23 protein-coding genes are annotated in these 24951 nt (G+C 65.4%); 14 read left to right on the forward strand and 9 right to left on the reverse strand.

The features are described 5' to 3' along the window. Positions 1–66: 66 nt before the first annotated feature. Positions 67–648, forward strand: coding sequence for a hypothetical protein (locus QMZ05_RS08755; RefSeq protein ID WP_074128707.1), 582 nt, complete (start codon positions 67–69; stop codon positions 646–648). Positions 649–730: 82 nt separating this feature from the next. Here the strand turns inward: QMZ05_RS08755 and QMZ05_RS08760 are convergent, their stop codons facing one another. The 5 genes from QMZ05_RS08760 to QMZ05_RS08780 form a co-directional block, all read right to left on the reverse strand. Beyond that, positions 731–2572 (reverse strand): alkaline phosphatase family protein, encoded by a 1842-nt coding sequence (locus QMZ05_RS08760; RefSeq protein ID WP_353700423.1) that lies wholly within the window; start codon positions 2570–2572, stop codon positions 731–733. 139 nt (positions 2573–2711) lie between these two features. After that, positions 2712–5936 carry a CusA/CzcA family heavy metal efflux RND transporter gene (locus QMZ05_RS08765; protein ID WP_353700424.1) on the reverse strand — a complete coding sequence of 1075 codons (3225 nt, stop codon included), beginning with the start codon at positions 5934–5936 and terminating at the stop codon, positions 2712–2714. Beyond that, positions 5929–7152: an efflux RND transporter periplasmic adaptor subunit gene (locus QMZ05_RS08770; protein ID WP_353700425.1), complete on the reverse strand. Its 1224-nt coding sequence runs from the start codon at positions 7150–7152 to the stop codon at positions 5929–5931. Before QMZ05_RS08770 ends, QMZ05_RS08765 begins: the two co-directional genes overlap by 8 nt. 113 nt (positions 7153–7265) lie before the next feature. Beyond that, on the reverse strand, positions 7266–7616 hold the full coding sequence (locus QMZ05_RS08775; protein WP_353700426.1) for a hypothetical protein: 351 nt from the start codon (positions 7614–7616) through the stop codon (positions 7266–7268). Positions 7617–7708: 92 nt separating this feature from the next. Beyond that, positions 7709–7936: a hypothetical protein gene (locus tag QMZ05_RS08780; protein WP_353700427.1), complete on the reverse strand. Its 228-nt coding sequence runs from the start codon at positions 7934–7936 to the stop codon at positions 7709–7711. 87 nt (positions 7937–8023) lie between these two features. On the opposite strand from QMZ05_RS08780, the gene QMZ05_RS08785 reads away from it, so the two are divergent. The 4 genes from QMZ05_RS08785 to QMZ05_RS08800 all read left to right on the forward strand — a co-directional run bounded on the left by QMZ05_RS08785 (position 8024) and on the right by QMZ05_RS08800 (position 12556). After that, positions 8024–8518, forward strand: a complete 495-nt coding sequence (locus QMZ05_RS08785) for an ArsI/CadI family heavy metal resistance metalloenzyme (protein WP_353700428.1) — start codon at positions 8024–8026, stop codon at positions 8516–8518. A 252-nt stretch (positions 8519–8770) separates the two neighbouring features. Further along, positions 8771–9307 (forward strand): hypothetical protein, encoded by a 537-nt coding sequence (locus tag QMZ05_RS08790; RefSeq protein WP_353700429.1) that lies wholly within the window; start codon positions 8771–8773, stop codon positions 9305–9307. A gap of 116 nt (positions 9308–9423) precedes the next feature. Further along, a complete protein-coding gene (locus tag QMZ05_RS08795) occupies positions 9424–12135 on the forward strand; it encodes an EAL domain-containing protein (RefSeq protein ID WP_353700430.1) in 2712 nt (903 codons plus the stop codon). Between the two features lie 124 nt (positions 12136–12259). Then, positions 12260–12556 (forward strand): septal ring lytic transglycosylase RlpA family protein, encoded by a 297-nt coding sequence (locus tag QMZ05_RS08800; protein WP_353700431.1) that lies wholly within the window; start codon positions 12260–12262, stop codon positions 12554–12556. A gap of 18 nt (positions 12557–12574) precedes the next feature. Here the strand turns inward: QMZ05_RS08800 and QMZ05_RS08805 are convergent, their stop codons facing one another. Further along, positions 12575–15043 (reverse strand): PAS domain-containing protein, encoded by a 2469-nt coding sequence (locus tag QMZ05_RS08805; RefSeq protein ID WP_353700432.1) that lies wholly within the window; start codon positions 15041–15043, stop codon positions 12575–12577. 102 nt (positions 15044–15145) lie between these two features. Next, positions 15146–15925, reverse strand: a complete 780-nt coding sequence (locus tag QMZ05_RS08810; RefSeq protein WP_353700433.1) for a thermonuclease family protein — start codon at positions 15923–15925, stop codon at positions 15146–15148. Between the two features lie 158 nt (positions 15926–16083). On the opposite strand from QMZ05_RS08810, the gene QMZ05_RS08815 reads away from it, so the two are divergent. The 5 genes from QMZ05_RS08815 (at position 16084) to QMZ05_RS08835 (ending at position 19931) form a co-directional block, all read left to right on the forward strand. Then, positions 16084–16215, forward strand: coding sequence for a hypothetical protein (locus QMZ05_RS08815; RefSeq protein ID WP_353700434.1), 132 nt, complete (start codon positions 16084–16086; stop codon positions 16213–16215). A 48-nt stretch (positions 16216–16263) separates the two neighbouring features. Continuing rightward, complete coding sequence (locus QMZ05_RS08820; protein ID WP_279706681.1) at positions 16264–16470, forward strand: hypothetical protein; 207 nt, start codon at positions 16264–16266, stop codon at positions 16468–16470. Positions 16471–16652: 182 nt separating this feature from the next. Further along, entirely contained in the window at positions 16653–18668 is a 2016-nt protein-coding gene (locus QMZ05_RS08825; protein WP_353700435.1) for an acetyl/propionyl/methylcrotonyl-CoA carboxylase subunit alpha, read from the forward strand. 100 nt (positions 18669–18768) lie between these two features. Beyond that, complete coding sequence (locus QMZ05_RS08830; protein ID WP_353700436.1) at positions 18769–19635, forward strand: isocitrate lyase/PEP mutase family protein; 867 nt, start codon at positions 18769–18771, stop codon at positions 19633–19635. Beyond that, positions 19632–19931 (forward strand): acylphosphatase, encoded by a 300-nt coding sequence (locus QMZ05_RS08835; protein ID WP_050421613.1) that lies wholly within the window; start codon positions 19632–19634, stop codon positions 19929–19931. The genes QMZ05_RS08830 and QMZ05_RS08835 overlap by 4 nt, the downstream gene beginning before the upstream one ends. On the opposite strand, the gene QMZ05_RS08840 is transcribed toward QMZ05_RS08835, so the two are convergent. Then, positions 19928–20740 (reverse strand): methyltransferase domain-containing protein, encoded by an 813-nt coding sequence (locus QMZ05_RS08840; protein ID WP_353700437.1) that lies wholly within the window; start codon positions 20738–20740, stop codon positions 19928–19930. The genes QMZ05_RS08835 and QMZ05_RS08840 overlap by 4 nt on opposite strands. A gap of 176 nt (positions 20741–20916) precedes the next feature. On the opposite strand from QMZ05_RS08840, the gene QMZ05_RS08845 reads away from it, so the two are divergent. From QMZ05_RS08845 to QMZ05_RS08860, 4 genes are read left to right on the forward strand one after another with little or no spacing between them, the layout of a single operon-like run. After that, complete coding sequence (locus QMZ05_RS08845) at positions 20917–21474, forward strand: MarR family transcriptional regulator (protein WP_050421614.1); 558 nt, start codon at positions 20917–20919, stop codon at positions 21472–21474. A 26-nt stretch (positions 21475–21500) separates the two neighbouring features. After that, complete coding sequence (locus QMZ05_RS08850) at positions 21501–22166, forward strand: DUF4166 domain-containing protein (protein ID WP_353700438.1); 666 nt, start codon at positions 21501–21503, stop codon at positions 22164–22166. Next, a complete protein-coding gene (locus QMZ05_RS08855; protein ID WP_353700439.1) occupies positions 22163–23599 on the forward strand; it encodes a TIGR01777 family oxidoreductase in 1437 nt (478 codons plus the stop codon). The genes QMZ05_RS08850 and QMZ05_RS08855 overlap by 4 nt, the downstream gene beginning before the upstream one ends. A gap of 11 nt (positions 23600–23610) precedes the next feature. Further along, the gene (locus QMZ05_RS08860; RefSeq protein WP_353700440.1) at positions 23611–24036 is read left to right on the forward strand and encodes a hypothetical protein; all 426 of its coding nucleotides are present in this window, start codon (positions 23611–23613) and stop codon (positions 24034–24036) included. Positions 24037–24056: 20 nt separating this feature from the next. Here the strand turns inward: QMZ05_RS08860 and QMZ05_RS08865 are convergent, their stop codons facing one another. Next, positions 24057–24914 carry a LysR family transcriptional regulator gene (locus tag QMZ05_RS08865; protein WP_353700441.1) on the reverse strand — a complete coding sequence of 286 codons (858 nt, stop codon included), beginning with the start codon at positions 24912–24914 and terminating at the stop codon, positions 24057–24059. Positions 24915–24951: the final 37 nt, after the last annotated feature.

Here is a 24951-nt window from a genome sequence, read left to right on the forward strand (position 1 = left end):
TCATTAACCACTCGTTTACGCCCGCATGGAAAAGCTGGCCTGAGATAGGAATTGAAAGCTCCCACAATGTCTACCCCAAGTACCAAGACCGCTGAGGCTCTCAGCGGTGCGTTGTCCCCATCCTGCCGCAAGACCGCCGCCCATGCGCTGACCATCGTGCGCGACGGCGTCATCACCGGCGAAGGCCCGACCACCAAGGGCCGTATCCATTTCTCCCGGTCACTCGATGCTGATGACGCTGCCTGGTGCGCGCGCATCCTGACGGCGGCCGCGGTCGAGCATCAGCCGGTCAGCCGGGCCGAGATCGAGGCGCTGTTTTCGATCAACGAGGCCGCTGCCGAGCGCAGCGATGGCGGCCGGTTCGACGATCTGCTCGCCAAGGCGATCGCCCATCACGCCGCTTCCGAGTCTGGTCTGCCGGTGCCGCCGCGCACGGTGGCGCTGTCGGCGGACACCGAGATCGATCGCTGGGCACCGACCCAAGGAACGAAGATCGACACCAAGGTTCTGGAGTGGATCGCCGGCCGGATGCGCGGTCAGCGCCGCACCGGTCGTGCGCTCGCGGCAATGGTGGCAACGCTGGTCGGCGCGGCCGCGCTGCCGCTCGCGACCCAGCTGCCCAACGTGTTCGACATCGGGATGATGTGACCTTCATCCCAGGTGATGTGATCACCGGGGATGATGCGTGCATCATCCCGAACGAAAAGGCTTCAGGCGAGAGCGGCGGGGATCACTTCCCCGCCGTTTTCTGTTTGCCGTCGGTCTCCTCCAGCCCGAGCGTGCGCCCCGGGAATCCGGCGACGTCGAAATAGCGGGTCGAGAGCACGCGCTGGAATTTCAGCACGGTGCGTAGCCCGTTGGCCGACGGCTTCTTCGACACGAGGGTGCCCTCGGCCATCTTCGGCACGATGCCGTTCGGCAGCGCTTCCGACATCACCCGGCCGATCAAGCCGCCATTGTTCGGGGTGCGCAGGCCGAGCAGCTGGGCCGCGGTCATGCCGACGTCGGCATTGCTGACCGGAAGCGGATCGACATAGCCCGCCTTGAAGTCGGGGCCGATCGCCGCGGTGAAATTGTAGGTGTCGCCGCGGCTGAAGCTGCCGTGCATGCCCTGGCCCTGGCGCAGCACGGTGTCGGCGATCTGCACCGAGCAGTTGGTCGGGATCTCGCAGCCGCTCGACCAGGAGCGGAAGTTGACCACGATCGACGGGTTCGGCGTCACTGCCTTGCCCTTCAGATTGAGGTTCGACATCGGCAGCGTGCCGGGGAAGGTGCCGAGCTTGTCGTCGACGAACAGGCCGCTGACATAGTCCTGCTCGAGCAGCGCCTTGATCACGCGGTCGGCGAGCTTCTTGTCGCGGTTCGGCAGATAGATCAGGTCCGAGCCGCCATTGGTCGCGACCACGACGTCAGGCTTGGCCGGATCCTGGCCGAGCACGCCGTTGCCGGCCTTCGGATGGGCGTTGTCGGCGACCTTGGCGTTCTTGTCGTTGGGGTCGAACAGCGGCAGGTTCAGCGCCTTGGCGAGGTCGATCGCCAGGAAGCCCATCGGCAGGAAATCCTTCGGCGTGTCGTCGTAGGCGATCTTGGCCGAGGGGCTGGTCTTGCTCTCCTTCGAGATCGTCGAGAAGCCGTGGTCGGAGGAGACCATGATGTTGGTGGTGGCGGACAGCCCGAGCTCGTCGAGCGCCTTGCGGAGCTGGGCGAGGTTGTTGTCGGCGTTCTTGATGCCGGCCATCGAGGTCGGGCCGTTGATGCCGGGCGTGATGGTGTTGAGGCTGTCGCCGGTGTTGTGCTGGCTGCCATCCGGATCGCGCGACCAGAACACCAGCACGAACGGCTTGTTGCGTGCCTTGAACATCGGCAGCACGACCTTGGTCGCGACATCGGCCATGTAGGCCTGTTGGGCGACGTTGGCGACCGTGGTGCCCGGCGTCTTTGCGTCGCCCGCCTTGGCGTTGTCGCCGCGGCTCGGCGTCGCCAGCGGCAGGCCGGCCTTGGTCAGCGCGTCCTTCATCTCGTCGGAGAGCGGCACGCCGGTCTTGCCGCCGGTGGAATCGTCGACCACGATCGTGTTCTTGCCGCGATCGGTGTGGTCGAACAGCAGGGTGGGGCCGACCTTGCCGATGGCGGCGGTGATAAAACCCTGGCCGCGGGCCATCTTCAGCAGCGTCTCCTCGTTGAGGTAGTCGCCATTGAAGTGATCGTCGATGTCGGCGAGCACGGCGTCGTTCTCGATGAACGGCACCACGGTGTCGCCGGCGGGCACCGAGGTGTAACCGGTAAAGATCGTGTTGGAGAAGGTGCCGGTATCGCCGAGATAGTGGCCGGTCGACAGCGCCGAGCTGTTCGCCATCGTGAAGGTCGGAAACAGCGAGTGCGAGTTCTTGAAGTGGACGCCCTTGTCGCGGATCTCGGCCATCGCCGGCGCCGTCTGCGGCGTCACGATGCCGCCGCGCAGGCCGTCGGGAACGAACAGGATCAGGTTACGGGGTTTTGCGTTCTGCGCTGCGGCGGCGCCCGCCGAAAGCGCGATCATGCTCGCGGACAACAATGTAATGGCACGGCGCATTTTGTTATTCCCCCTGATGAAGCCCTGCGGCAGCCCGCCGCTGCCTTCGTTTAGTTTTGCCATATGACAGAAATGTTACAGCGCTGGTTCGGCGCTGTAACTGCCGTTTTTTTCCTGCGGACTGCCGGTCAGCGCGCGGTCATTCCGCAGGCTGAATCGCTGATGTCTCATTGCGCGCAGCGCTGCCGGCATGCCCGTACCGTGCATAGAGCGCGGGCAGCACGGCAAGCGTTAGCAGGGTCGCGCTGATCAGGCCGCCGATCACGACGGTGGCGAGCGGCTTCTGCACCTCGGCGCCGGTGCCGGTGGCGAATGCCATCGGCACGAAACCGAGCGAAGCCACCAGCGCCGTCATCACGACGGGCCGGAAGCGGGTGAGGGCGCCTCGCTCGATGGCCTCCCGCATCGGCACGCCTTGCTCGCGCAATTGCCTGACGAAGCTCAGCATCACGAGCCCGTTCAGCACCGCAACGCCGGACAGCGCGATGAAGCCGACCGCCGCGGAGATCGAGAACGGCATGCCGCGCAGCCACAGCGCCGCGATGCCGCCGGTGAGCGCCAGCGGCACTGCGCTGAACACCAATAGCGCATCGCGCACTGAGCCCATCGCCGCCAGCAGCAACAGGAAGATCATCGCAAAACAAGCCGGCACCACGACGGCAAGGCGCTGGCGCGCCGCGGCGAGATTCTCGGACTGGCCGCCCCAGGTCATCCAGTAGCCGGGCGGCAACGCCACCGATTGCGCGACCTTGGCTTGCGCTTCCTCGACCACCGAGCCGAGATCGCGGCCGCGGACATTGGCGGTCACCACGATGCGGCGCTTGCCGTTCTCGCGGCTGATCTGGTTCGGCCCTTCGGTGAAGGAGAATTGCGCGACGCGGTTGAGCGGCAGGCTCTGCACCGGCGAACTCGGTGTTGCCTTCGGCAAGGCGACCGGCAGATTGCTCAACGCCTCGAGATCGGAGCGCACGCTCTCCGGCAACCGCACCACGATGTCGAAGCTGCGATCGCCTTCGTAGACGACGCCGGCGTCCTGGCCGCCGACCGCGGCACCGATCACGTCCTGGACTTCGGCGACGCTGAGGCCTCGCCGGGCAATCGCCGCCTTGTCGACCTTGATCTCGAGCACGGGCAGGCCGCCCGCCTGCTCGACCTTGACGTCGGTCGCACCGCGCACGCCGCGCAGCGCGGCCGCGATCTGGTTGGCGGCCTTCTGCATCGGTTCGAACTCGTCGCCGAACAGCTTGACTGCGATGTCGCCGCGAACGCCGGCGAGCAGTTCGTTGAAGCGCATCTGGATCGGCTGGGTGAATTCATAGACATTGCCGGGCAGCCGGCCGACCGCCTTCGAGATGTCCTCGATCAGCTGCTCCTTGGTCAACGATGGATCCGGCCACTGCGTGCGCGGCTTGAGGATGATGAAGGTGTCGGACGCGTTCGGCGGCATTGGGTCGCTCGCGACCTCCGCGGTGCCGGTCTTGGAGAAGACGAACGACACCTGCGGAAAGCGGCTGACCACCTTTTCGACCGACAGCTGCATCGCCTGCGACTGCGACAGCGCCGTGCTCGGAATCCTGAGCGCATGCATGGCGATGTTCTTCTCGTCGAGCGAGGGGATGAACTCCTGGCCGAGGCGGAAGAACCCGAGCAGGGCGGTGGCGAACAGCACGACCGCTACTGCGATGACGGGAACCGGCGTTGCAACTGCGCGTCGAAGCAGCGGGCTGTACCAGCGCTTCAACGCGGCAACGAGCCAGTTCTCCTTTTCCTGGACCCGACCGGTGATGCCGATCGCGATCAGCGCGGGCACCAGCGTCAGCGACAGCACGAAGGCGGCGGCAAGCGCGAGGATCACGGTGAGCGCCATCGGCTCGAACATCTTGCCTTCGACACCGGTGAAGGTGAGGAGCGGAACATAGACCAGCAGGATGATGGCCTGGCCGTAAAGGCTCGGCTGTACCATCTCGACAGCGGAAGCCCGCACCGTCGCCAGCCGCTCGTCGCGCGTCAACACGCGGCCGAGCGCGTGCTGCTTCTCGGCGAGATGGCGCAGGCTGTTCTCGGTGATGATGACCGCGCCGTCGACGATCAGGCCGAAATCCAGCGCGCCGAGGCTCATCAGATTGGCGCTGATGCGCCCCTGCCACATGCCGATGGCGGTCATCAGCATCGCGATCGGGATCACCAGCGCGGTGATCAATGCCGCTCGGAAATTGCCGAGCAGCACGAACAGCACCGCGATCACGAGCAGCGCGCCTTCGCCGAGATTGCGCGCCACCGTACCGATAGTCGCATCGACCAGCTGGGTACGGTCCAGCACCGTCTCGACCTTGACGCCCGCCGGCAGGGACGGCGTGATCGCGCGCAGCTTGGCGTCGACCGCGGCCGACACCGTGCGGCTGTTGGCGCCGATCAGCATCAGCGCCGTGCCGACCACGACCTCGCGGCCGTTCTCGCTGGCGCTGCCGGTGCGTGTCTCGCCGCCGATCGAGAGCGTCGCGAGATCGCGGATCCGGACCGGGACGCCACCGCGGGTGGTGACGACCACGGCACCTAACTCCTCGATGTTCTCGAGGCGACCGCCGGAGCGGACCACGAAGCCTTCGCCGTTGCGCTCGATGTAGCGCGCACCGCGGCTGACATTGTTGGTTTCGATCGCCTTGGCGACGTCGGCAAAGGTGAGGCCGAGCGCAATAAGCTTCGCCGCATCGGGATGCACCTGGTACTGCTTGAGGTAGCCGCCGATCGAATCGACGCCGGCGACACCCGGCACCATCTTGATCTGCGGCTTGATGATCCAGTCCTGCACCGTGCGCAGATAGGCGTCCTTCTCGACCTCGCTTTGCAGCATTTGGCCGTCCGCCGTGAGGAAGCGGCCGTCGCTTTGCAGGCCCGGCGATCCGTCAGTCTGCACCGTCTCGCCGGAGTAATGGACGGTCCACATGTAGATTTCGCCAAGACCGGTCGAGGTCGGGCCGATCCGCGGCTCGATACCCTGGGGCAGGCGCGCGCGCGCTTCGGTCAAGCGCTCGCTGACCTGCTGGCGGGCGAAATAGATGTCGGTGGTTTCGCTGAACACCGCCGTGATCTGCGAGAAGCCGTTGCGGGAGAGCGAGCGTGTGCTCTCCAGTCCCGGCGCGCCGGCGAGTGCTGTTTCGATCGGGAAGGTGATCTGCTTCTCGATCTCAGCCGGCGACAGCGCCGGGGCCACGGTGTTGATCTGCACCTGCTTGTTGGTGATGTCGGGCACCGCGTCGATCGGCACCTTCGTCAATGCGAGGCCGCCGAGGAACATCAGGATCGCCGCCAGGGTGACGACGACCCAGCGCCGCTGGATCGCAAGACCGATGATCCGCTCAATCATGGCCGTGCTCCGCCTCGTCCTTTTCGACCTCCGCCTTCAATGTGAAGGTGTTCTGCACCGCGACGGTCTCGCCGGCGGCGAGACCCGAAACGATCTCGATATCGTCGTCGTCCTCGCGGCCGGTCCGCACGGACCTCGCCTCGAAGCCGTCGGCATCGCGCACGAACACGGTCGGCGTCCCCTTGATCGTTTGAAGCGCCTTCTTCGACACGATGACGGTCGATGGCGCGCCTGACAGCGGCACTTCGGCGGTCACGAAGGTGCCCGGCTTCCAGCGGTGATCCTTGTTGGGCATGGTGGCGATCACCCGGGCGTTGCGGGTCTCGCGGTCGAGCAGGGGGCTGACGAAGATCACGCCGGCGTTGGCTTCATCCTCGGTGCCGATGGCGCGGATCTTCACCGAAACGCCTTCGCGGACTGCGTTGATGTCCTCCGGCGAGACCGCCAGATCGACCCAGATGTCGTCGAGATTGACGATGACATAGAGCTCGCTTTCCTGGCCCTCGCGCCCGATCAATCCGCCGAGATCGACACGGCGTTCGGAGACCCGGCCGCTGATCGGCGCACGCAGGAACTGGGTCCGCAGGCTCTCGGGGGGCTGGTTGGGCAGATCGGCGATCTCGCTTTCCGACAGGCCGAGCGCGAACAGTTTCTGCCGCGCGCCGTCGAGCTTGATCTGCGCGTCGTTCGCGGTCAGTCGCGTGCGCAGGAACTCGTTTTCCGACACGATGCGGGTCTCGACCAGCGTCTTCTGCCGCGCGTAGAGCGTCTGCTGCAGATCGTTGGTGAGCCGTGCTGCGAGGTATTCGCTCTTGGCGTCGGCGACCTCGCGGCTTTCGATGGCCGCGACGATCTCACCCTTCTCGACGACGTCGCCGAGGCGCTTGCGCAGTTCCGTGACGGTCGCGAGCACGCGCACCGAGACGCGACCGATATGGTCGGCATCGGGGATCAGCGATCCCGGCGCGAGGAAGTGCCGCCTCAGCATGCCGCCGCCGGCCCGCGTCAGCGTGATGCCGGCCTCGCGAATCTGATCTTCGCTCAGCTCGACATGTCCGGGGGCCTCATGCTTGGCCTCGGCTTTCTCCAGACTAGCGGTCGCAGTTTCCTGTGTCATGGCCGGGAACTTGACCGGCCAGCCGATCCACCCGGCCGCCAGAACGACCAGCGTGATGCCAGCGGCCACGCCGGCGAAAAATAGAACAACCCGTTTCATATGCGCCTCTCCGCAGCGCAAGCCGTTGGCCCTGCGCTGTCGCGACATCGATCTGTGCGGAAGCGTGCGCGCGGCTTGATGGCAGCGGCGCACGGCCGGTCATGTCGACCGGATCAGGCGCGGGGTGGTTTGAATGGAGAGAGACGCTCGGCCGACGCCGGCAGCTCGATGCGGCTGTCGCCATAGCTATGCGGCGCATAGGCGATCGGGAACGCGGTTTCCTGCGGAGCCACCGAGGCGACGTGTGTCAGGCAGTGATCGCCATGCAGTGAGGCCGGATGTGCGGGAGCCTTGCCGCCGGTGTCGTTGATCGACTGCGCGATCGAGGCGACGGGAGCTGCATCGTCATCGCGGTCGGAGGTCCAGCCGTGGAAGAACGACAGCACCAGCGCAAGCGAAATCAGTCCCGCCAGCAGGCTGCGCCAACGGCGCGGTCCCGATGCGTGAGCGGAAGACTGAATCATGGTGCGCGAAGCGGCCATGGGCCCTAATTAGCGCCCCGACCGCGTGCATTCAAGTTCGTGTCCGCGACAGATTGGCAGCGGATACTATAACGTTACACGCCGTCCGCGGATCGACGCATCAGCCAGCGGCGCGCCGCGACGACGGCCCAGATCGCCTCAACCAGGCCGAACGGCCAGGCGCCCTGCAGGAAGCCGTAGGCTGAGCCGAGCGCGCAGGAGACGGCGAAGGCCAGGATGAACCAGGCGCTGCGATCTTCGGCCGCGTAGCAGACGAGCATCATGGTCACGGCGAACAATCCGAACAGCGTCAGCCCATCCATTCCGCGGCACAGCTCCTGTTGTAATGTTGATATCTGAGCATGCTTGGGATGGAATAGCCATCGAGCGTCGCCCGAAAGGACTGCCCCATGAAGCGCATGCATGTTCACGTCGCCGTCAAGGACATCCCGCAATCGGTCGGTTTCTACTCGGCGCTGTTCGGGGCCGAGCCGACGGTCGTGAAATCCGACTACGCCAAATGGATGCTCGACGATCCCCGCGTCAACTTCGCGATCTCGACCCGCGGCCGCGAGCCGGGGCTTGATCATCTCGGCATTCAGGTCGAGAGCGCCGAAGAGCTCGGCGAGGTCTATGGCCGGCTGCGCAAGGCAGGCGGCGAGGTGATCGAGCAGGGCCAGACGGTGTGCTGCTATGCCAAATCCGAGAAGTCGTGGATCGACGATCCCGCGGGCATCGCATGGGAGACGTTCCACACGACGGGCGAGAGCATCGTTTATGGCGACGGCACCGGCGAGCGGTCCGCGCGTGTCGCGCACGAGAAGCAGGAGGACAAGCAAAGCGCGTGTTGCGCCCCGCAACCGCAGGCCGCGCCGCCTGCGGCTTCGGCTTGCTGCAAATCGTGATCTCGCGGCGCTCGCGCGCACCAGGGGGCGAAGTTCTGGTAGCCCGGATGAAGCACAGCGAAATCCGGGAGCGTGCCAACCGCTGATACAGTTCCCCGGATTACGCTTCGCTTCATTCGGGCTACGCAGCGCTAAGAGGCAGCCAGGGCAGCCGCGGCGTCGGCGCAACCGGCTACCGCCGTAAGCAAAGGCTTAATGCCTGCGACATATTATCCCACGACGACTTCCCTCCGCGCTAACAGCCCCTTAACCATGCGGCTTTTGCCACTCAAGGATCCTGAGCGGTCCTGGCGTCAGATCAAGGCACAATGGAAGAAGGACGCTGAAGGCGTCGGAGAGGACTTTGCCACCTTCGGCGGCATCAGCGCCTTTGAGGCGCTGACGGCGAGGGAGGGCGACAGTCAGGGGCTGTATCACCTGACCGACGGCGAACGGGTCCATGCGGTCTGCCAGATCAGACGTCTCCTGATGAGCCGATATTCGGCGCCGGCGCTCAGCGCGCGTTTCGTCAATGTGTCTCCGATCTACGATCTCGGCCTCGCTGCGATCGGCGATTATGCGCAGATGCTTGTTGCGCTGTTCTCCGGCGTCGTCTGGCTGTCGCGTGATGCGCTGTCGGCCAACCACATCAGGTTTCTCCTGAAGAGCCCCGGCGACTCGCAATTCTTCGCCGCGCTCAAGGCCGTGACCCCGATGTCACCATTCTCGAAATTTACCATCGAGGGCGCGTTGATCGAGTGCAGCCTGAAGGAGACGGCGGTGCCGTCGGCTGGAGCGGCCGCCTCCTGACGATCTTCCCGCCGCTCGCGTTCATGTGTGTATCCGCCTTAACCGTCCGATAACTGATTTTCCTAACGACCCCTTGGGTTGTGTTCCCGTAGAAGGGCACGCGCAGGGGCAGGAAAATGTCGGTTGTCTCAACGAACAGCACGATGCCGGAACACCGGCGGCTGTCGATCAAGGATGTGTTGCGTGCGGCCAGGTTCGGCGCCATTCAGTGGCTCGTCCTGAGTGCCGCGCTGCTGGTGCTCGCGATCGCGCTCGGCACCGGCTATCTCGCGCTGCAGTTTCGCGAGCGCACACTGGAGACGTCCGAACGCGAGCTCAACAACACCGCGCTGCTGCTGTCGCGGCATTTCGACCAGCAGCTCAGCGACCTCCAGCACGTCCACGACGACGTCTTGAATTATCTGCGGTCGGAGCAGGTCGAGACCGCCGACCAGTTCGAGAAGAACATGTCGCTCCTGAGCGCGCACGAGATGCTGCGCACGCGGCTGGCGGCGCTGCCGCATGTCGGCGGGCTCAATCTGTTCAACGCCAAGGGATGGCTGATCAACTCGTCCGAGATGTGGCCGGTGCCAGATATCAGCATTGCGGACCGGCGTTACTTCCAGGAGTTCACCTCGGGGCGGCCGACGTCGCCCGTGATCGTCGAGCCCGCGATGAGCAAGGTGACCGGCAACTGGACCACGATCTTTGCGCGCAAGATCACCGGGCGCAACGGCGAGATCATCGGCTTTGCGAGCCGCGGTGTCGAACCCAGCCATTTCGAGGATTTTGTGGCCTCGCTGGCGCTGAACGGCGACACCGTGATCTCGATGATCCATCGCGACGGCACCATCATCGCGCGCTATCCGCAGGATGGCGGCGTGGTCGGCCGCAACATCAGCGACCAGCCGTTGTTTCGGAAGGTCATCGGCCTCGGCGGCAACACGTCGGGCCGGTTCGTCGGCGCCTCAGGCGAGGAGAACGTCGGCGCGGTGCGGTCGCTGTCGCACTTTCCGATCATGATCCTTGCCACCACCAGAACCTCCAGCGCGCTGGAGGACTGGCGCGCCCAGACCAAACTGCAGTTCTGCGCCGCAGTGCTTGCAGTGCTGATTGTCGTCATGACGATCTTTCTGATCGTCCGTCAGTTGCAGCGGCAGCACGATGCAGCGCAGCGGCGGCTGTCCGAGAAGCGCCAGCACCTCGACACCGCGATCAACACCATGACGCAGGGGCTGCTGCTGTTCGATGCTACGGCGCGGCTCGTGATCTGCAACCAGCAATACATCGACATGTTCGGCCTGTCGGCCGAAGTCGTGAGGCCCGGCTGCCATCTGCGCGACCTGATCCTGCATCGCCAGGCGATCGGCTCATTCGTCGGCGACGTTGATGAATATTGCGCCCGCTTCACCAATCCCAGCGGTGACGAGATCCGGGACTCCGTGATCATGACGCCCGACGGCCGCAGTATCCGGCTGATCTACAAGCGTGCGCCGGACGGCGGCTGGGCCACCACGCTCGAGGATGTCACCGACGGGCGGCGGGCGCAGGCGCGGATCGAGTATCTCGCGCACTACGACGCCCTGACAAATCTGCCGAACCGGACGCTGTTCCAGCGCCACGCCGAAGAATTGTTGCGCGAGACCATCGTCCGCGAATTCGCGATCCACTACATCGACATCGACGAGTTCAAGCGGATCAACGACACGCTGGGCCATCTGATCGGTGATGAATTCCTGCGGCGCGTGGCCGAGAAGCTGCGCCAGTCGGTCGGATTGAACGACTTCATCGCACGTCTCGGCGGCGACGAGTTCGCGATCGTCCAGCATAACATCACCTCGGACGACGACGTCAGCGATCTGGTGGCGCGCGTCTATCAGTCGCTGCGCACGCCGTTCGACTGCCTCGGCCATTGGCTGTCGAGCGATGCCAGCATCGGGATTGCGATCGCGCCACGCCACGGCTCCGACCTGTTCGGCCTGCTCAAATGCGCCGACCTCGCGATGTACGCGGCCAAGGCCGCCGGCCGCAGGACCTATCGCTTCTTCGATCCGGCAATGGAGAAGCAGGCCAATCTGCGCCGCGCGCTGGAGGCCGATCTGCGCACCGCGCTGGCGGAGGGCGGCTTCGAACTGCACTACCAGCCGCTGGTCGACCTGCGCAGCGACGAGGTGACCGGCTGCGAGGCGCTGCTGCGCTGGCGCCATCCGGTGCGCGGCATGATCTCGCCGGCGGAGTTCATCCCGCTTGCCGAGGAGACCGGGCTGATCGAGGAGATCGGGCAGTGGGTGTTGCGCACCGCCTGCATCGAGGCGGCAGCCTGGCCGGCGCATGTGCGCCTCGCGGTCAACGTGTCGCCGATCCAGTTCAAGTCGGAGACGCTGGCGCTCAAGGTTGCGGGCGCGCTAGCCGAGAGCGGGCTCGACCCGCGCCGGCTCGAGCTCGAGATCACCGAGGCGGTGCTGATCGCCGATGACGATGCGGCGCTGGTCACGCTCGGCCAGCTTCGCGCGCTCGGCGTCCACATCGCGCTCGACGATTTCGGCACCGGCTACTCGTCGCTGCAATATCTGCAGCGCTTCCCGTTCGACAAGATCAAGATCGACCGTAGCTTCGTCAAGGAAGTCACTCGCAACTCAGGCTCGGCTTCGATCATCCGTGCGGTGGTCTCGATCGCCGCCGACCGCAACATGATCACGACAGCCGAGGGCGTCGAGACCGATCAGCAGCGCGACACCGTGCAGATGCTCGGCTGCACGCAGATGCAGGGTTATCTGTTCAGCAAGCCGGTTCCTGCACAGGACGTCCGGACGCTGCTCGCGGCCGAAGGGGTCGAGGACGCGGCCTGAGCGCGCTGCCCGGCGCAGGCCATCCCGCAGAAAAGTTCCTAAAAATCGACCTGCCGACGCGCCAGACGCGGAACCGAACCCGTGGAACCGCGTTCCCTTGCGGGGCTCGACCGGCAGGCAATCAATGAAAACCGCAATAACGTCCGCGGCCATGCTGCTGTTTACCTCGTGCATGGCGAACGCTGAGAGTGGCCTTGCGTCCTATTATCATGGCATCGGCAGAAGCGGCGAGATGACCTGCGCGCATCGCAGGCGGCCGTTCGGCAGCATGATCACCGTGTCCTATCACGGCAAATCGATCCGCTGCCGGGTCAACGACCGCGGCCCGTTCATTCACGGGCGGATCATCGATGTGTCGACCACGGCGGCCCGGGCGCTCGGCATCCTTCAACTCGGGGTCGCGCATGTGGTGATCGAGTAGCGCGCGCTCGACGTTAGATCACTGCTTGGAGGCGGTCGCCCGCTGCTCGGCGATTGCCTTGCGGAGCGTGCGCGACAGCGCCTCGACCGAATAGGGCTTCTGGATCAGTTCGAAGCCGCTATGCGCGTTCTCGGCGAGCACGTTGCTGTAGCCGCTGGTCAGCACCACCGGCAGGCCGGGAAAGCGATCGCGGATGACGCCGGCGAGCTCGACGCCGTTCATGCCGGGCATGATCACGTCGGAGAACACGAGGTCGGCGGCGAACTCGTTCTCGGTGAGGATCGACAGCGCGGCGTTGGCATTGGCCGCGCGCTTGACCGAATAGCCGAGATCCTCGAGCAGCTCGGTGGAAAACTGCCCGACGTCGTCGTTGTCCTCGACCACGAGGACGCGATAGCCGCGGCCGATCGAGGCCTGCTCGGTGCCCGCGCTGGTCGCGACCTTGGCGTCGACCGGGCGCATCGCCTGCGGCAGATAGATCGTGAAGGTCGCGCCTTGCCCCGGCGTACTGGTGACCTCGATGTCGCCGTCGGATTGCTTGACGAAGCCGAAGGCCTGGCTCAGCCCGAGGCCGGTTCCCTTGCCGACCTCCTTGGTCGTGAAAAACGGTTCGAAGATCGCGTCGAGATTTTCCGGCGAGATGCCGGTGCCGGTATCCTGGATCGAGACCGTGACGAAATCGCCGCTGCGCGAGGCCTGCGCGCGCAGGGCAGGGATGTGCTTGACCTTCCTGACGCCGATCGTCAGCTGGCCTTCGCCGTTCATGGCGTCGCGGCCGTTGACCGCAAGATTGATCATCGCGGTCTCGAACTGGCCGATATCGGCGATCGCAAAACAGTCGGGATCCTCGATCCTGACCTCGATGTGGATCCGTGCGCCGACCAGCGGGCGGATCAACTGCGTCACGCTGTCGACCTGGGTCCCGACATTGAACACTTCGGGATTGAGCGGTTGCCTGCGCGCGAACGCCAACAGCTGCGCGGTCAGCTTGGAGGCGCGCTCGACGGTCTCGGCGATCGCGTCGATGTAGCGGCGGCGTCGCTCGTCCGGTAGCTCGCGGCGGCGCAGGAAGTCGGTCGCGGAGCGGATGATGGTGAGCAGGTTGTTGAAGTCGTGCGCCACGCCGCCGGTGAGCTGGCCGACCGCTTCCATCTTCTGCGATTGCCGCAGGGCTTCCTCGCCGAGGCGCCGCTCGGTGATGTCGACGGCCTCGGGCACGGCGCCGACGATCGTGCCGTGCTGGTCCTGCAGCGGCCGCATCGCGAAATCGAAAAAGCGCTCGCCGATCGGGAGCTGCAGCTGCAGCTCGATCTTGACCTCTTCGCCGCGCATCGCGGCCGCGAAGGCATTCTGGATCACCCGCGGCACGGCGTCGGTAGCAGTGAACCAGGGCGTGTCCCAGAACGGCTTGCCGACGACGTCAGTGGCCTCGGCGCGGATACCGGCGAGCGCAGTCTGGTTGGTGTAGAGCAGGCCGCCATCGCGGTTGAGCAGCATCTGATATTGATGGCTGGTTTCCAGGATCGCGCGCGTCTGCGCCTCGCGGGACTCGAGCTGGGCGGTGCGCTCCAGGATGCGCCGCTCCAGCGATTCGTTGAGCTTGCGCAGCTCGATCTCGGCTTCCTTGGCGGCCGTGATGTCATGGGCGACGCCGATGAAGCCGATATGCTTGCCGTTCGGGTCCCAGCGCGGCTGCGATTCCGAGCGCAGCCAGCGCCAGTCACCCTTGGCGTTCCGGTAGCGCGCCTCGAGCACGAACGGCTTGAGCGATAATTCGCCGGTGATCTGCTCCTGCAGGATTTGCGGCAGGTCGTCAGGATGCAGCGCCTTGCGCCAGTCGAACACGATGGCTTCCTCGAATGGCAATCCGAGGAAGTCGAGATAGGCCTGGTTGGCGAAGGAGCGGGTGCGGTCGAGCTTGGTCACCCAGATCGGGACCGGCGCGCTGTCGGCGATCAGGCGGAAGCGTTCCTCGCTCTCGCGCAGGGTTTCCTGCGCCAGCATCTGATCGGTGACGTCGAGATCGGCGCCGACCAGCCGCAGCGCGCGGCCGCTGCGGTCGCGCTCGATCTTGGCGACGACGCGGATCCAGCGGCTCTCTCCGTCGTTCGGGCGGACGATGCGGTACTCGGCCGTGTAGTCCTCGCCGCCGGCCTTGAGCACTTCGAACAGGTGCTTGATCGTGCGTTCGCGATCGTCGGGGTGGATGCGCGCCACCCAGTTCTCGTAGGTCTCGTTGACCTCCTCGGGCGGCAGGCCGTGCACCAGCAGATATTCGGGGGAGCGGCGGTTGCGCACGCCGTCGCGGAAATCGATCTCGAGCCCGCCGACCCGCGCAATGCGCTGGATCCGCGCCAGCTCGGCCTCGCGCTCCTGAAGCTCGCGATGCGCGCGATCGCGTTCGCGCGCGATTTCCTCGAGGTGCTGCCGCAGCCGTTCGGCTGCCGCAGCTTCGGGAAGCACATCAGAGGGATCGGGTGGGGTCATTCGCGCCGGCAACCTCTTGGCGCAGTCTCACACAGGACAAGGCGGCTTTGCCAGCGTGATTTACGGCGCTCACTTGCCCCTCACTCGCTCTTCACTTGCGCATCACTTGTTCTTGGGCGGACGGCAATTATAGGCCCTGCGGAACCCGGCGGCCTGCGCATCCTCTTCGGAGCAGAACCAGCGATCCGGATTACCGAGGCCCGGGTAACTGCGGCACGCCTGCAGATGATAGATGCCGATATTGCCGGTGACGCGGGCGCGTACCGCGTACTTGCCTTTGATGTTGCAGCTCGCCGGCATCGGCAGGTCGGCGGGGAAGAACGCGTCGCGGATCTGGGTGTCGCGGTTGGCCGGACAGGCGTTGCCGAGCAGGGCGCCATCCTTCCTGGCGGTGCGAAAATCGCGCGGCGCCACGAAGCAGCCTTTCCACAGCCCGGCGCGGTTGTCCTTGGCCGTGGCTTCATCCGGCTTGAATCGGCCAGTGGCCGACCCCTCAAGATTGAGAGCGTAGCCCTTCTGGACCAGCACCTGGCTGAGGCTGGTCGGATCGCCCTCGATCTTGCAGACGCCGAGACGGCGCTTCTTGAAGGTCGGATCGACGCCGATATCGTCGCAATGAACAGGCTTGCCGTCGATCAGCTTGGTCAGCTGGTCGCGCGCTTCCATTCCGCAGGACCAGACGTCGGCATGCTCGTCGATGCAGAGCTGGTCGACCGCCGGCGCGTCGATGCCGTCGAGTCGATAGGTCGTGTTGCCGAGCTGAACGGTGCCGGCGTCCTTGATGACCGCGTTGACCGCGGGGCCGGCCGTCGCAGACGGGACGGGGCTTGCGGACAGGCATGTCAGGAGAAGCGTCGTGATGACCGGATTTCGAAACCGCATTTTCTCACTTCAGATCTTTGGCGGGCAACCGGACTTCTAGCACAGGCCGGTACGATCCAACCAAGGACTGTTCGCGAACGATGCGTGCGCGCCGTCACATCCCGCCCGGCTTTCCGCGACCTAGAACGGAGGTCCGTTGTCATTGAAGGGATTCTGAGATGGCCGAGTTCATCATCAACGTCATCGTCGACGTCGTGACCGACATCTGGACCCTGCAATGTCGCGCGCTGGCGGCGGAAGAAGGAGGCCGCCGAAGTGGCGGCGTCCGATCAAAGATCCGATTGACTTGATGAGAACAAAATAGGAACATGATGCGTCATTTGAATCCCGGATACATCATGATGTCTGCGCGGCCCGAATCTGACGACGATGACGGGCTGGAAGCGGCTGTCGAGCAGGCGATCTCCGCCTGCGGCGGGAATTTGCGCGCGACGATCCGGGCGCTGATCGTGGCCAATGAATTCCTGGAGAATGAGGTCAGCGAGCTGATGAAAGCCGTCGCCAAGGCGCATTCCCGCGGCCGCTTCAAGACCTATTCGGGCTGAAGTCCCCCTCGGGCTACCGCCAAGGATCGTCCAAGGACCGGCCAAGCGCCGGCAGGGATCGCATTAGACCGTTGCCTCCGGGGTAATTTGCTGTACCAACGGAGTGGTTACGCCCGTGCCGGATTGCGCGGGGAGGAAATCCTGCCAAAGCCCAATTCCTAAGAAGCCCAAGCAAGAAGAGCATGTTCAAACGAATCCTGATCGCCAACCGCGGCGAGATCGCCTGCCGGGTCATCAAGACTGCGCGCCGTATGGGGATTGAGACGGTTGCCGTCTACTCCGAGGCCGACCGCGACGCGCTGCATGTCGAGATGGCAGACGAAGCCGTGCTGATCGGCCCGCCCGCCGCGGCCGAGAGCTATCTGTTGATCGACAAGATCGTCGAGGCCTGCCGCAAGACCGGCGCGCAGGCGGTGCATCCCGGCTACGGCTTCCTGTCCGAGCGCGAAGCATTTCCGCGCGCGCTTGAGGCCGCCGGCATCGTCTTCATCGGCCCGAACCCCGGCGCGATCGCCGCGATGGGCGACAAGATCGAATCCAAGAAGGCGGCTGCGAAGGCGAAGGTCTCGACCGTGCCCGGTCATCTCGGCGTCATCGAGGACGACAAGCACGCGGTCCAGATCGCCGACGAGATCGGCTACCCCGTGATGATCAAGGCCTCCGCCGGCGGCGGCGGCAAAGGCATGCGCATCGCGCATTCGAAGGCGGAGGTCGCCGAAGGCTTCAACCTCGCCAAGGCCGAGGCGAAATCGTCGTTCGGCGACGACCGCGTCTTCATCGAGAAGTTCATCGTCGATCCCCGGCACATCGAGATCCAGGTGCTCGGCGACAAGCATGGCAATGTGATCTATCTCGGCGAGCGCGAATGCTCGATCCAGCGCCGCAACCAGAAGGTCATCGAGGAGGCGCCGTCGCCGCTGCTCGACGAGCAGACCCGCCGCAAGATGGGCGAGCAGGCGGTCGCGCTGGCCAAGGCGGTGAACTACGATTCGGCTGGCACCGTCGAATTCGTCGCCGGCCAGGACAAGAGCTTCTACTTTCTGGAGATGAACACCCGCCTGCAGGTCGAGCATCCCGTCACCGAGCTGATCACCGGCGTCGACCTCGTCGAGCAGATGATCCGCGTCGCCGCGGGCGAGAAGCTCGCGATCGCGCAGAAGGACGTGACGCTGACCGGCTGGGCGGTGGAATCCCGCGTCTATGCCGAGGATCCGTTCCGCAACTTCCTGCCGTCGATCGGCCGCCTGGTGAAGTACCGTCCGCCGGCCGAGGCCAGCCATGACGGCATCACCATCCGCAACGACACCGGCGTGCAGGAGGGCGGCGAGATCTCGATCCACTACGATCCGATGATCGCCAAGCTCGTCACCCACGCCCCCTCGCGCGCCGCGGCGATCGAGGCGCAGGCGACCGCGCTCGACGCCTTCTATGTCGACGGTATCAGGCACAACATTCCGTTCCTGTCGGCGTTGATGAATCATCCGCGCTGGCGTGAGGGCCGGCTCTCGACCGGCTTCATCGCCGAGGAATTCCCGAAAGGGTTTTCCGCGCGTGCGCCCGAGGGCGAGATCGCGCGGCGGCTGGCGGCGGTCGGTGCCGCCATCGACCACGTGCTGGGCGAGCGCAAGCGGCAGATCTCGGGCCAGATGGGCGGCCGCGTCGTGATGCGCGAGCGCCGCCGCGCGGTCTGGCTCGACCGTGCCGAGATCGCGCTCGATGTCGCACGCGAGGCCGACGCCATCGCGGTGCGCTTCATTGGCGACGACGCGCTGCCCGGCAATCCGCACAATCTGGTGTCGGGCTGGGTGCCGGGCGAGCCGGTCTGGCAGGGCACCATCGACGGCAATTTCGTCGCCGTGCAGGTGCGGGCGATCAACAACGGTTTCCGCCTCGCGCATCAGGGTTTTGAGGTGCCGGTCTATGTCTTCACCGAGACCGAGGCGACCTCGGCGCAGCTGATGCCGGTGGTCTCGGCCGCTGACACCGGCAAGAAGTTGCTGTGCCCGATGCCCGGCCTCGTGGTCTCGATCGCCGTGACCGAAGGGCAGGAGGTCAAGGCCGGCGAGACCTTGGCGGTCGTGGAAGCCATGAAGATGCAGAACGTGCTGCGCGCCGAGCGTGACGGCACGGTGAAGAAGATCCACGCCGCCGCCGGCGCCACGCTTGCGGTCGATGCGCTGATCCTGGAGTTCGCTTAGACTCGTCATTGCGAGCGTCAGCGAAGCAATCCATCTCTCCTCAAGACGTGGATTGCTTCGTCGCTTCGCTCCTCGCAATGACGTGGATGGAGATAACACCATGGCCTTCCGCAAACGTCGCGAAGCACTGCGATCCATCCTCAGCGGATCGACCTGCATTCGTCCGGGCTCGGTCTACGACGCGACCTCGATCCGGATTGCGGAGGATCTTGGCTTCGAGCTTGGCATGTTCGGCGGCTCGGTGGCCTCGCTCGCCGTGCTCGGCGATCCCGACATTGCGCTGATCACGCTGACCGAATTCGCCGAGCAGATCCGCCGCATGTCGCGGGCATCGCCTCTGCCGGTGCTGGTCGATGCCGATCACGGCTACGGCAACGCGCTCAATGTCCGCCGCACCGTCCAGGAAGTGGAAGCCGCAGGTGCCGCGGGCCTCACCATCGAGGACACGCTGCTCCCGCAGGCGTTCGGCCAGGCCAAGACAGAGCTGATTTCGCTGGAGGAGGGCGTCGGCAAGATGAAGGCCGCGCTCGACGGGCGCAGCGATGCGTCGCTCGTGATTCTGGGCCGGACCGGCGCCGTCTCGGTCACCAATCTTGACGATGCGATCGCACGCGCGCGGGCCTATCAGGCGGTCGGTGTCGATGGCCTGTTCTTCACCGGCATCAAATCGCGCGGCGAACTCGAGGCGATTTCGGCCGCGACCTCGCTGCCGATCGTGCTCGGCGGCGCGCCGGAGGAGATGACCGCGCTGGACTATCTGGCAAGCCAACGCGTCAGGATCGCATTGCAGGGCCACGCGCCGTTCGCGGCGGCAACCCAGGCGGTCTATGAGACGCTGAAGGCGCTGCGCGAAGGCACCTCGCCGAAGAACCTCGAGGGTATCGCTTCATCCGAACTCACCAGCCGCGTGATGCGCGAGGCGGAGACCAAGGCGCGCAGCGGCGAATTCCTCGGCTTGAAGACGTGAGCGGCGTGATTCGCCACGTCACGATCACTGGACGCGTCCAGGGCGTCGGCTATCGCGCTTGGGTGCACGAAAACGCCAATGCACGCGGCCTCGAAGGCTGGGTCCGCAACCGCCGCGACGGCAGCGTCGAGGCCGTGTTCGCGGGCTCTGAAGATATCGTTGCCGACATGATCAAAGCGTGCGGCCGCGGGCCGATCTCGGCGCGCGTCGGCAGCGTACAGGCAGACGCCGGCACATCAGACCTTTTGAACCTGCGCGGGGCAGGTGAGCGGTTCGCGTTCCTGCCGACGGTCTAAGCGGCCGCGATCACCAGCGCCTGAATCTTGCCGTCGAGAGGACCGCTGCCGAAGCGCTGCGCCAGCGCCTCAGCCACGCGCTCTGTTGCAGCCTCGAGCGTCGGTTGACCCTGCGCCTCGATCTCGCCGCGCATCGGCGTGCCCTGGCAGTAGGCGATGGCGACATCCTCTGGCGAAGCGGCGGGACTGCGAAGGGTGACGACCTCGATGGCGATGTCGCGAAAGCCTGCAGCGGTCAGGTCGGCGCGAATGCGTGCCGGATCATGGTAACCGTGCGGTGTCCGCGCCATGAATTGCGGCGTGTTGCTTGGGAACACCTGGAACATCGTTTGCTGCATCACGTCGGCGAAATCATTCTCCTCGATCTTGCCCCAGACGTTGAAGAAGTACCGTCCTCCGGGTCTGATCACCCGCCGCGCCTCGGCATAACCCTTGACGCGGTCGGGGAAGAACATGGCGCCGAACTGGCAGACGACGACGTCGAAGCTCGCGTCGGCAAACGGCAGTGACAGCGCGTCGGCCTGCTGCCATCGGATGTTTGGATTGCCTGCGAGGCGCGTCTTCGCCTGTGCCAGCATCGGCTCGTTGAGATCGGTCGCGGTGATATCTGTATCGGGCAATTCGGCAGCCAGGACTGACGTGACGGCCCCGGTGCCGGCTGCGATTTCCAGCAGGTCACGCGGCCGATGGCCCTTGATGCGCTGCGCGAGGTCGCGGGCGTACGGCGCAAAGATCATTGGCACCATGAGCCGGTCGTAGAGTTGCGGGACCGATCCCGCGAATACGTTGTCGGAAAGGGGGGCCGTCATCATGCATTCCTTCGCAAAAAGCAGATGGCCGTCCTGGCCATCACGGTCAGAAGCCGCGTCCGAAGTATGGACCAGCGATCCGTCCCCGCCAACGCCGCGAATTGTGCCTTGGCGCCAATTCCGCGGCACCGGTCGCCGCCCTTGACTTCTGCTCCGAACAGTCTGATATTTCTGTCATGACAGAAATAACCGCCAAGAGAAAACTACCGGCCGTCGTCGAGCGCTTCATCCTGCATTGGGGCGACATGGGCGACGAGTGGGGCGTCAACCGCTCGGTCAGCCAGATCCACGGGCTGCTCTACCTCGCTGAAGCGCCGATGACCGCGGAAGACATCGCCGACACGCTCGGCATGGCGCGCTCCAACGTCTCCAACTCGATCAAGGAGCTGCTGTCCTGGGGATTGATCCGGCGGGTGCCGATCCTCGGCGACCGCCGCGACCACTTCGAGGCCGAGACCGACATCTGGGAGGTCGCCGCCAAGATCGCGGCCGGACGCAAGGAGCGTGAGATCGATCCTGCGCTCGCGGCGCTGCGCGCCTGCGTCTCCGACGCGGCTGACGATCCGGCCATCAGCCCGCTCGCCAGCAAGCGGCTGAAGGAGATGCTGACATTCACCGAGCTGGTCGACCGCTGGTACACGCAGATGCTGAACGTGCCGCGGCCGCGCCTGGTCGCCCTGATCAAGCTCGGCGAGAAGATCGTGAGTTTTCTGCCCACGGGCAGAGCCAAATAGGGGCCACGACGTAACGGGAGTGTGCGATGGCGTCGGCAAGGATATCCACCTTAAAGACAGCACCGGCTTCCGATACCAAACTGCTCGATGACCATCGCTTCCGCGCATTGCTGTCCGACGAGGATTGGGGCCGCCTGCCGGTCGCGATCTGGCGGCGCTTCTCCAAGCGGTTCGAGGACGGCAACACCGTCGTCTATGTCGGCGAGGTCGAGGAGGCCACGAGCAGCCGCGCCGGCTGGTGGCTGGCACAGGCCGCGCGGCTGATCGGCGGGCCGCTTCCGACCGGCAGCGAGACGCGCGTGCCGATGATCGTCACGGTCACCGAGGACGCCGCGAGCGGCGGCCAGGTCTGGACCCGCATCTGCGCGCGGCGCGACGGCTTTCCGCAGGTGATCCATTCCGCCAAGCGCTTTGCCGGGCCGACCGGGCTTGAGGAATATGTCGGCTTCGGCGTCAGCATGGCGCTCAAGATCGCGGTCGAGCACGAGGCGCTGGTGTTTCGCAGCGTCGGCTATGCGCTGCGGCTCGGCCCGTTTCGCCTGCCGCTGCCCGAATGGCTCACGCCCGGCGACCTCACCGTGACCCATTCCGATCTCGGCTGCGGCGACTTCCGCTTCACGCTGGAGATCATCCACCCGCGTTTGGGCCGGCTGATCCGTCAGTCTGCCGTGTTCAGGGAGGCCTCGTCATGACGCCGCTGCTGTGGACCCTGGTCGCCATCCAGATCGCGATGGGCGCATTCGACACCTTCTATCACCACGAATTCACCGAGCGGCTGGCCTGGCGACCGTCGCAGCGCCATGAGCTTCAGCTGCACAGCGTGCGGAACGTGCTCTATGCGCTGTTGTTCCTCGTGCTCGGTTGGCTGGAGGTCCACGGCATTCTTGCGATCGCCATCCTGGCCGTGCTGGTGGTCGAAATCGTCATCACGCTGATGGATTTCGTCGAGGAGGATCTGAGCCGCAAGCTGCCGCCGAGCGAACGGATCAATCATACGCTGCTGGCGATCAATTACGGCGCCATCCTCGTACTGCTGGTGCCGGTCCTGATCGGCTGGGCGATGCTGCCGACCGCTATCGTGCCGGCTTATGCGGGCCCTTTGAATCTGTTCGCAACAGCCGCGGCCTTCGGCGCCGCGCTATTCGGCGCGCGCGACTTTGCCGCCGCCAGACGTCTGGGACGGATGGTAAGCCGGCCCGCCGCGATGCTGGTCGAGAAATTGCCGGTGCGGCAGACCGTGCTGGTCACCGGCGCCACGGGCTTCATCGGCAGCCGCCTGGTCGCAAGTCTCACAGCATCAGGCCACCAGGTGATTGCGCTGATCCGCAATCCGGCGAAAGCGGAGCTGTTGCCGCCGCCGGTGACGCTGATCACCAGCCTCGACCAGCTACCCGCCGAGACCAGGATCGACGCCATCGTCAATCTCGCGGGCGAGCCGATCGGCAACGGTCTGTGGACCGAGGCCAAGCGCCGCAGGATCATCGCCTCGCGGATCGACATGACGGCCGAGGTCGTCAAGCTGATCGCGCGCCTCGAGCGCAAGCCGTCGGTGCTCGTGAGCGGCTCCGCGATCGGCTGGTACGGGCTCTGGCAGGACCAGGTGCTGACGGAGTCGGCGAAGTCCCATTCCTGCTTCAGTCACGAACTGTGCGAGGCCTGGGAGAATGCGGCCAAGCCCGCCACCGAGCACGGCGTGCGCGTCGCGTATTTGCGGATCGGTCTCGTGGTCGGCACCGATGGCGGCTTCATCACGCGGATGCTGACGCCGTTCGAGTTCGGTCTCGGCGGGCCGCTCGGCTCGGGCAGGCAGTGGATGTCGTGGATCGAGCGCGACGATCTGGTGCGCCTGATCGCGCATGTGATCGCGAAGCCCGAGCTCTCGGGGCCGATCAACGCGACCGCACCGATCCCGGTGACCAACACGAAATTCACCGAGGAACTGGGCCGCCGCTTGCACCGGCCCGCGATCTTCCGCGTGCCGGCCGCGCTGCTCCGTGCCGTCGGCGGCGACTTCGCCGAGGAGCTGCTGCTTGGCGGTCAGCGCGTGCTGCCGAACAAGGCGCTGAGCAACGGTTTTGTCTTTCGGCACGAAACCCTGCGCAGCGCGTTCGAGGCGATCCTATAGAGGAGGGCACGATGTCCAGCACCTGTTCACGCGCATTCGGAGGTTGGTTGGCGAGCTGTGGCGCCGCGACTGCGGTGCTGTCCGGCGTTGCCCAGACCCTTCTGATGATCGCGTCGGGCGGTGATATGACGAGGCTGCTGGGAGGCATCGTCGCGCTTGTCCTTCCCTCATTCCTGGTTTTCGCCGTCACGTGTTTACTGACCGCGATTCCTGCCGCGATCGTCATCTGGCTGGGCGATCGGCTTCTGATTGGATCGGCCGTGTTCTTCGGCTGCGCAGGCACCGTGATCGGCGCGTTGAGCATCAGCGTGCTGCTGCGATCTCCGGCAGTCTGGACATCGGGGTTTGGCTGTCTGTTCGCCATGGCCGGATTCGTCGCAGGTCTGACCTACTGGTTTGTCGTGCGAGAGCTGGAGGCCGACGAGCGTACCTCGTGAGCCCATGTGCCTCGTTCGCGTTAGGCCGCAGACGCCACGCTCCGAAACGTCGCAGCCAGCGTCCTGAGCGCCGCGAGCTTCGCGGGATCGCTGACCTTCGAATGCAGCATCACTTTTGACGCGCCGAGCCGCGGCAGTTTGTGGGCGGGACCGATGTCGATCAGGCTAGGTGGCGCGATGCGGCGGACGAGGGGAGCGACCGCAAGGCCAGCGAGCGCGGCGGCAACGACCGCAGTGACGCCGCCCCCAACGAAGCTTTCACTCCACGCGATGCCGGCCTTGTCGAGCGCGCGGACGGCCAAGGCGCGCACCCCGCACGGTGGCGCGAGCGTTGCCAGCGGCAGCGTATCGCCGCGTGGCCAGACGAAGCGTTTGGCGGCGAACCAGCCGAATTCATCCTCGGTCAGTTTCTCGCCGCCACGCCGGCTGCCTTCCTGGCGCACGATCACAGCATCGAGCTCGCCGGCATCGTAGGCATCAAGCATTTCGCGCGAGAAGCCGATGGTCACCGAGAGCGCAAGCTGCGAGGCCATTACGTGCAGCCGCTCCAGCAGCGGCACCAGCTCGGGGCCGGCGGCGTGATCGCTGATCCCGAGCGTGAGCTGCTGCCGCGCCGGCTTTTCGCCCGACAGCGCGCGATCATGCACCTCAATCAGCGCGCGGGCGTGGTGCAGGAAGGCCGCGCCGTCGGCGGTCAGCCGCACCGCGCGCGGCGAGCGTTCGACCAGCCGCTTGCCCAGCACGGATTCGAGCCGCTGCAATTTCATGCTGATCGCCGCCTGCGTGGTGCCGAGCGCCTCGGCGGCGCGGGTGAAGCCCTGCAGCTCGGCGACGAGGAGGAAGGCCTGCACGGTGTCGATGTCGAGCGTCATGATCAACGATCGTTATCATTGCTATCCATATGGATAAGATACC

Origin of the sequence: Bradyrhizobium sp. INPA03-11B, from assembly GCF_040446015.1 — a bacterium.
Lineage (GTDB): Bacteria > Pseudomonadota > Alphaproteobacteria > Rhizobiales > Xanthobacteraceae > Bradyrhizobium > Bradyrhizobium macuxiense_A.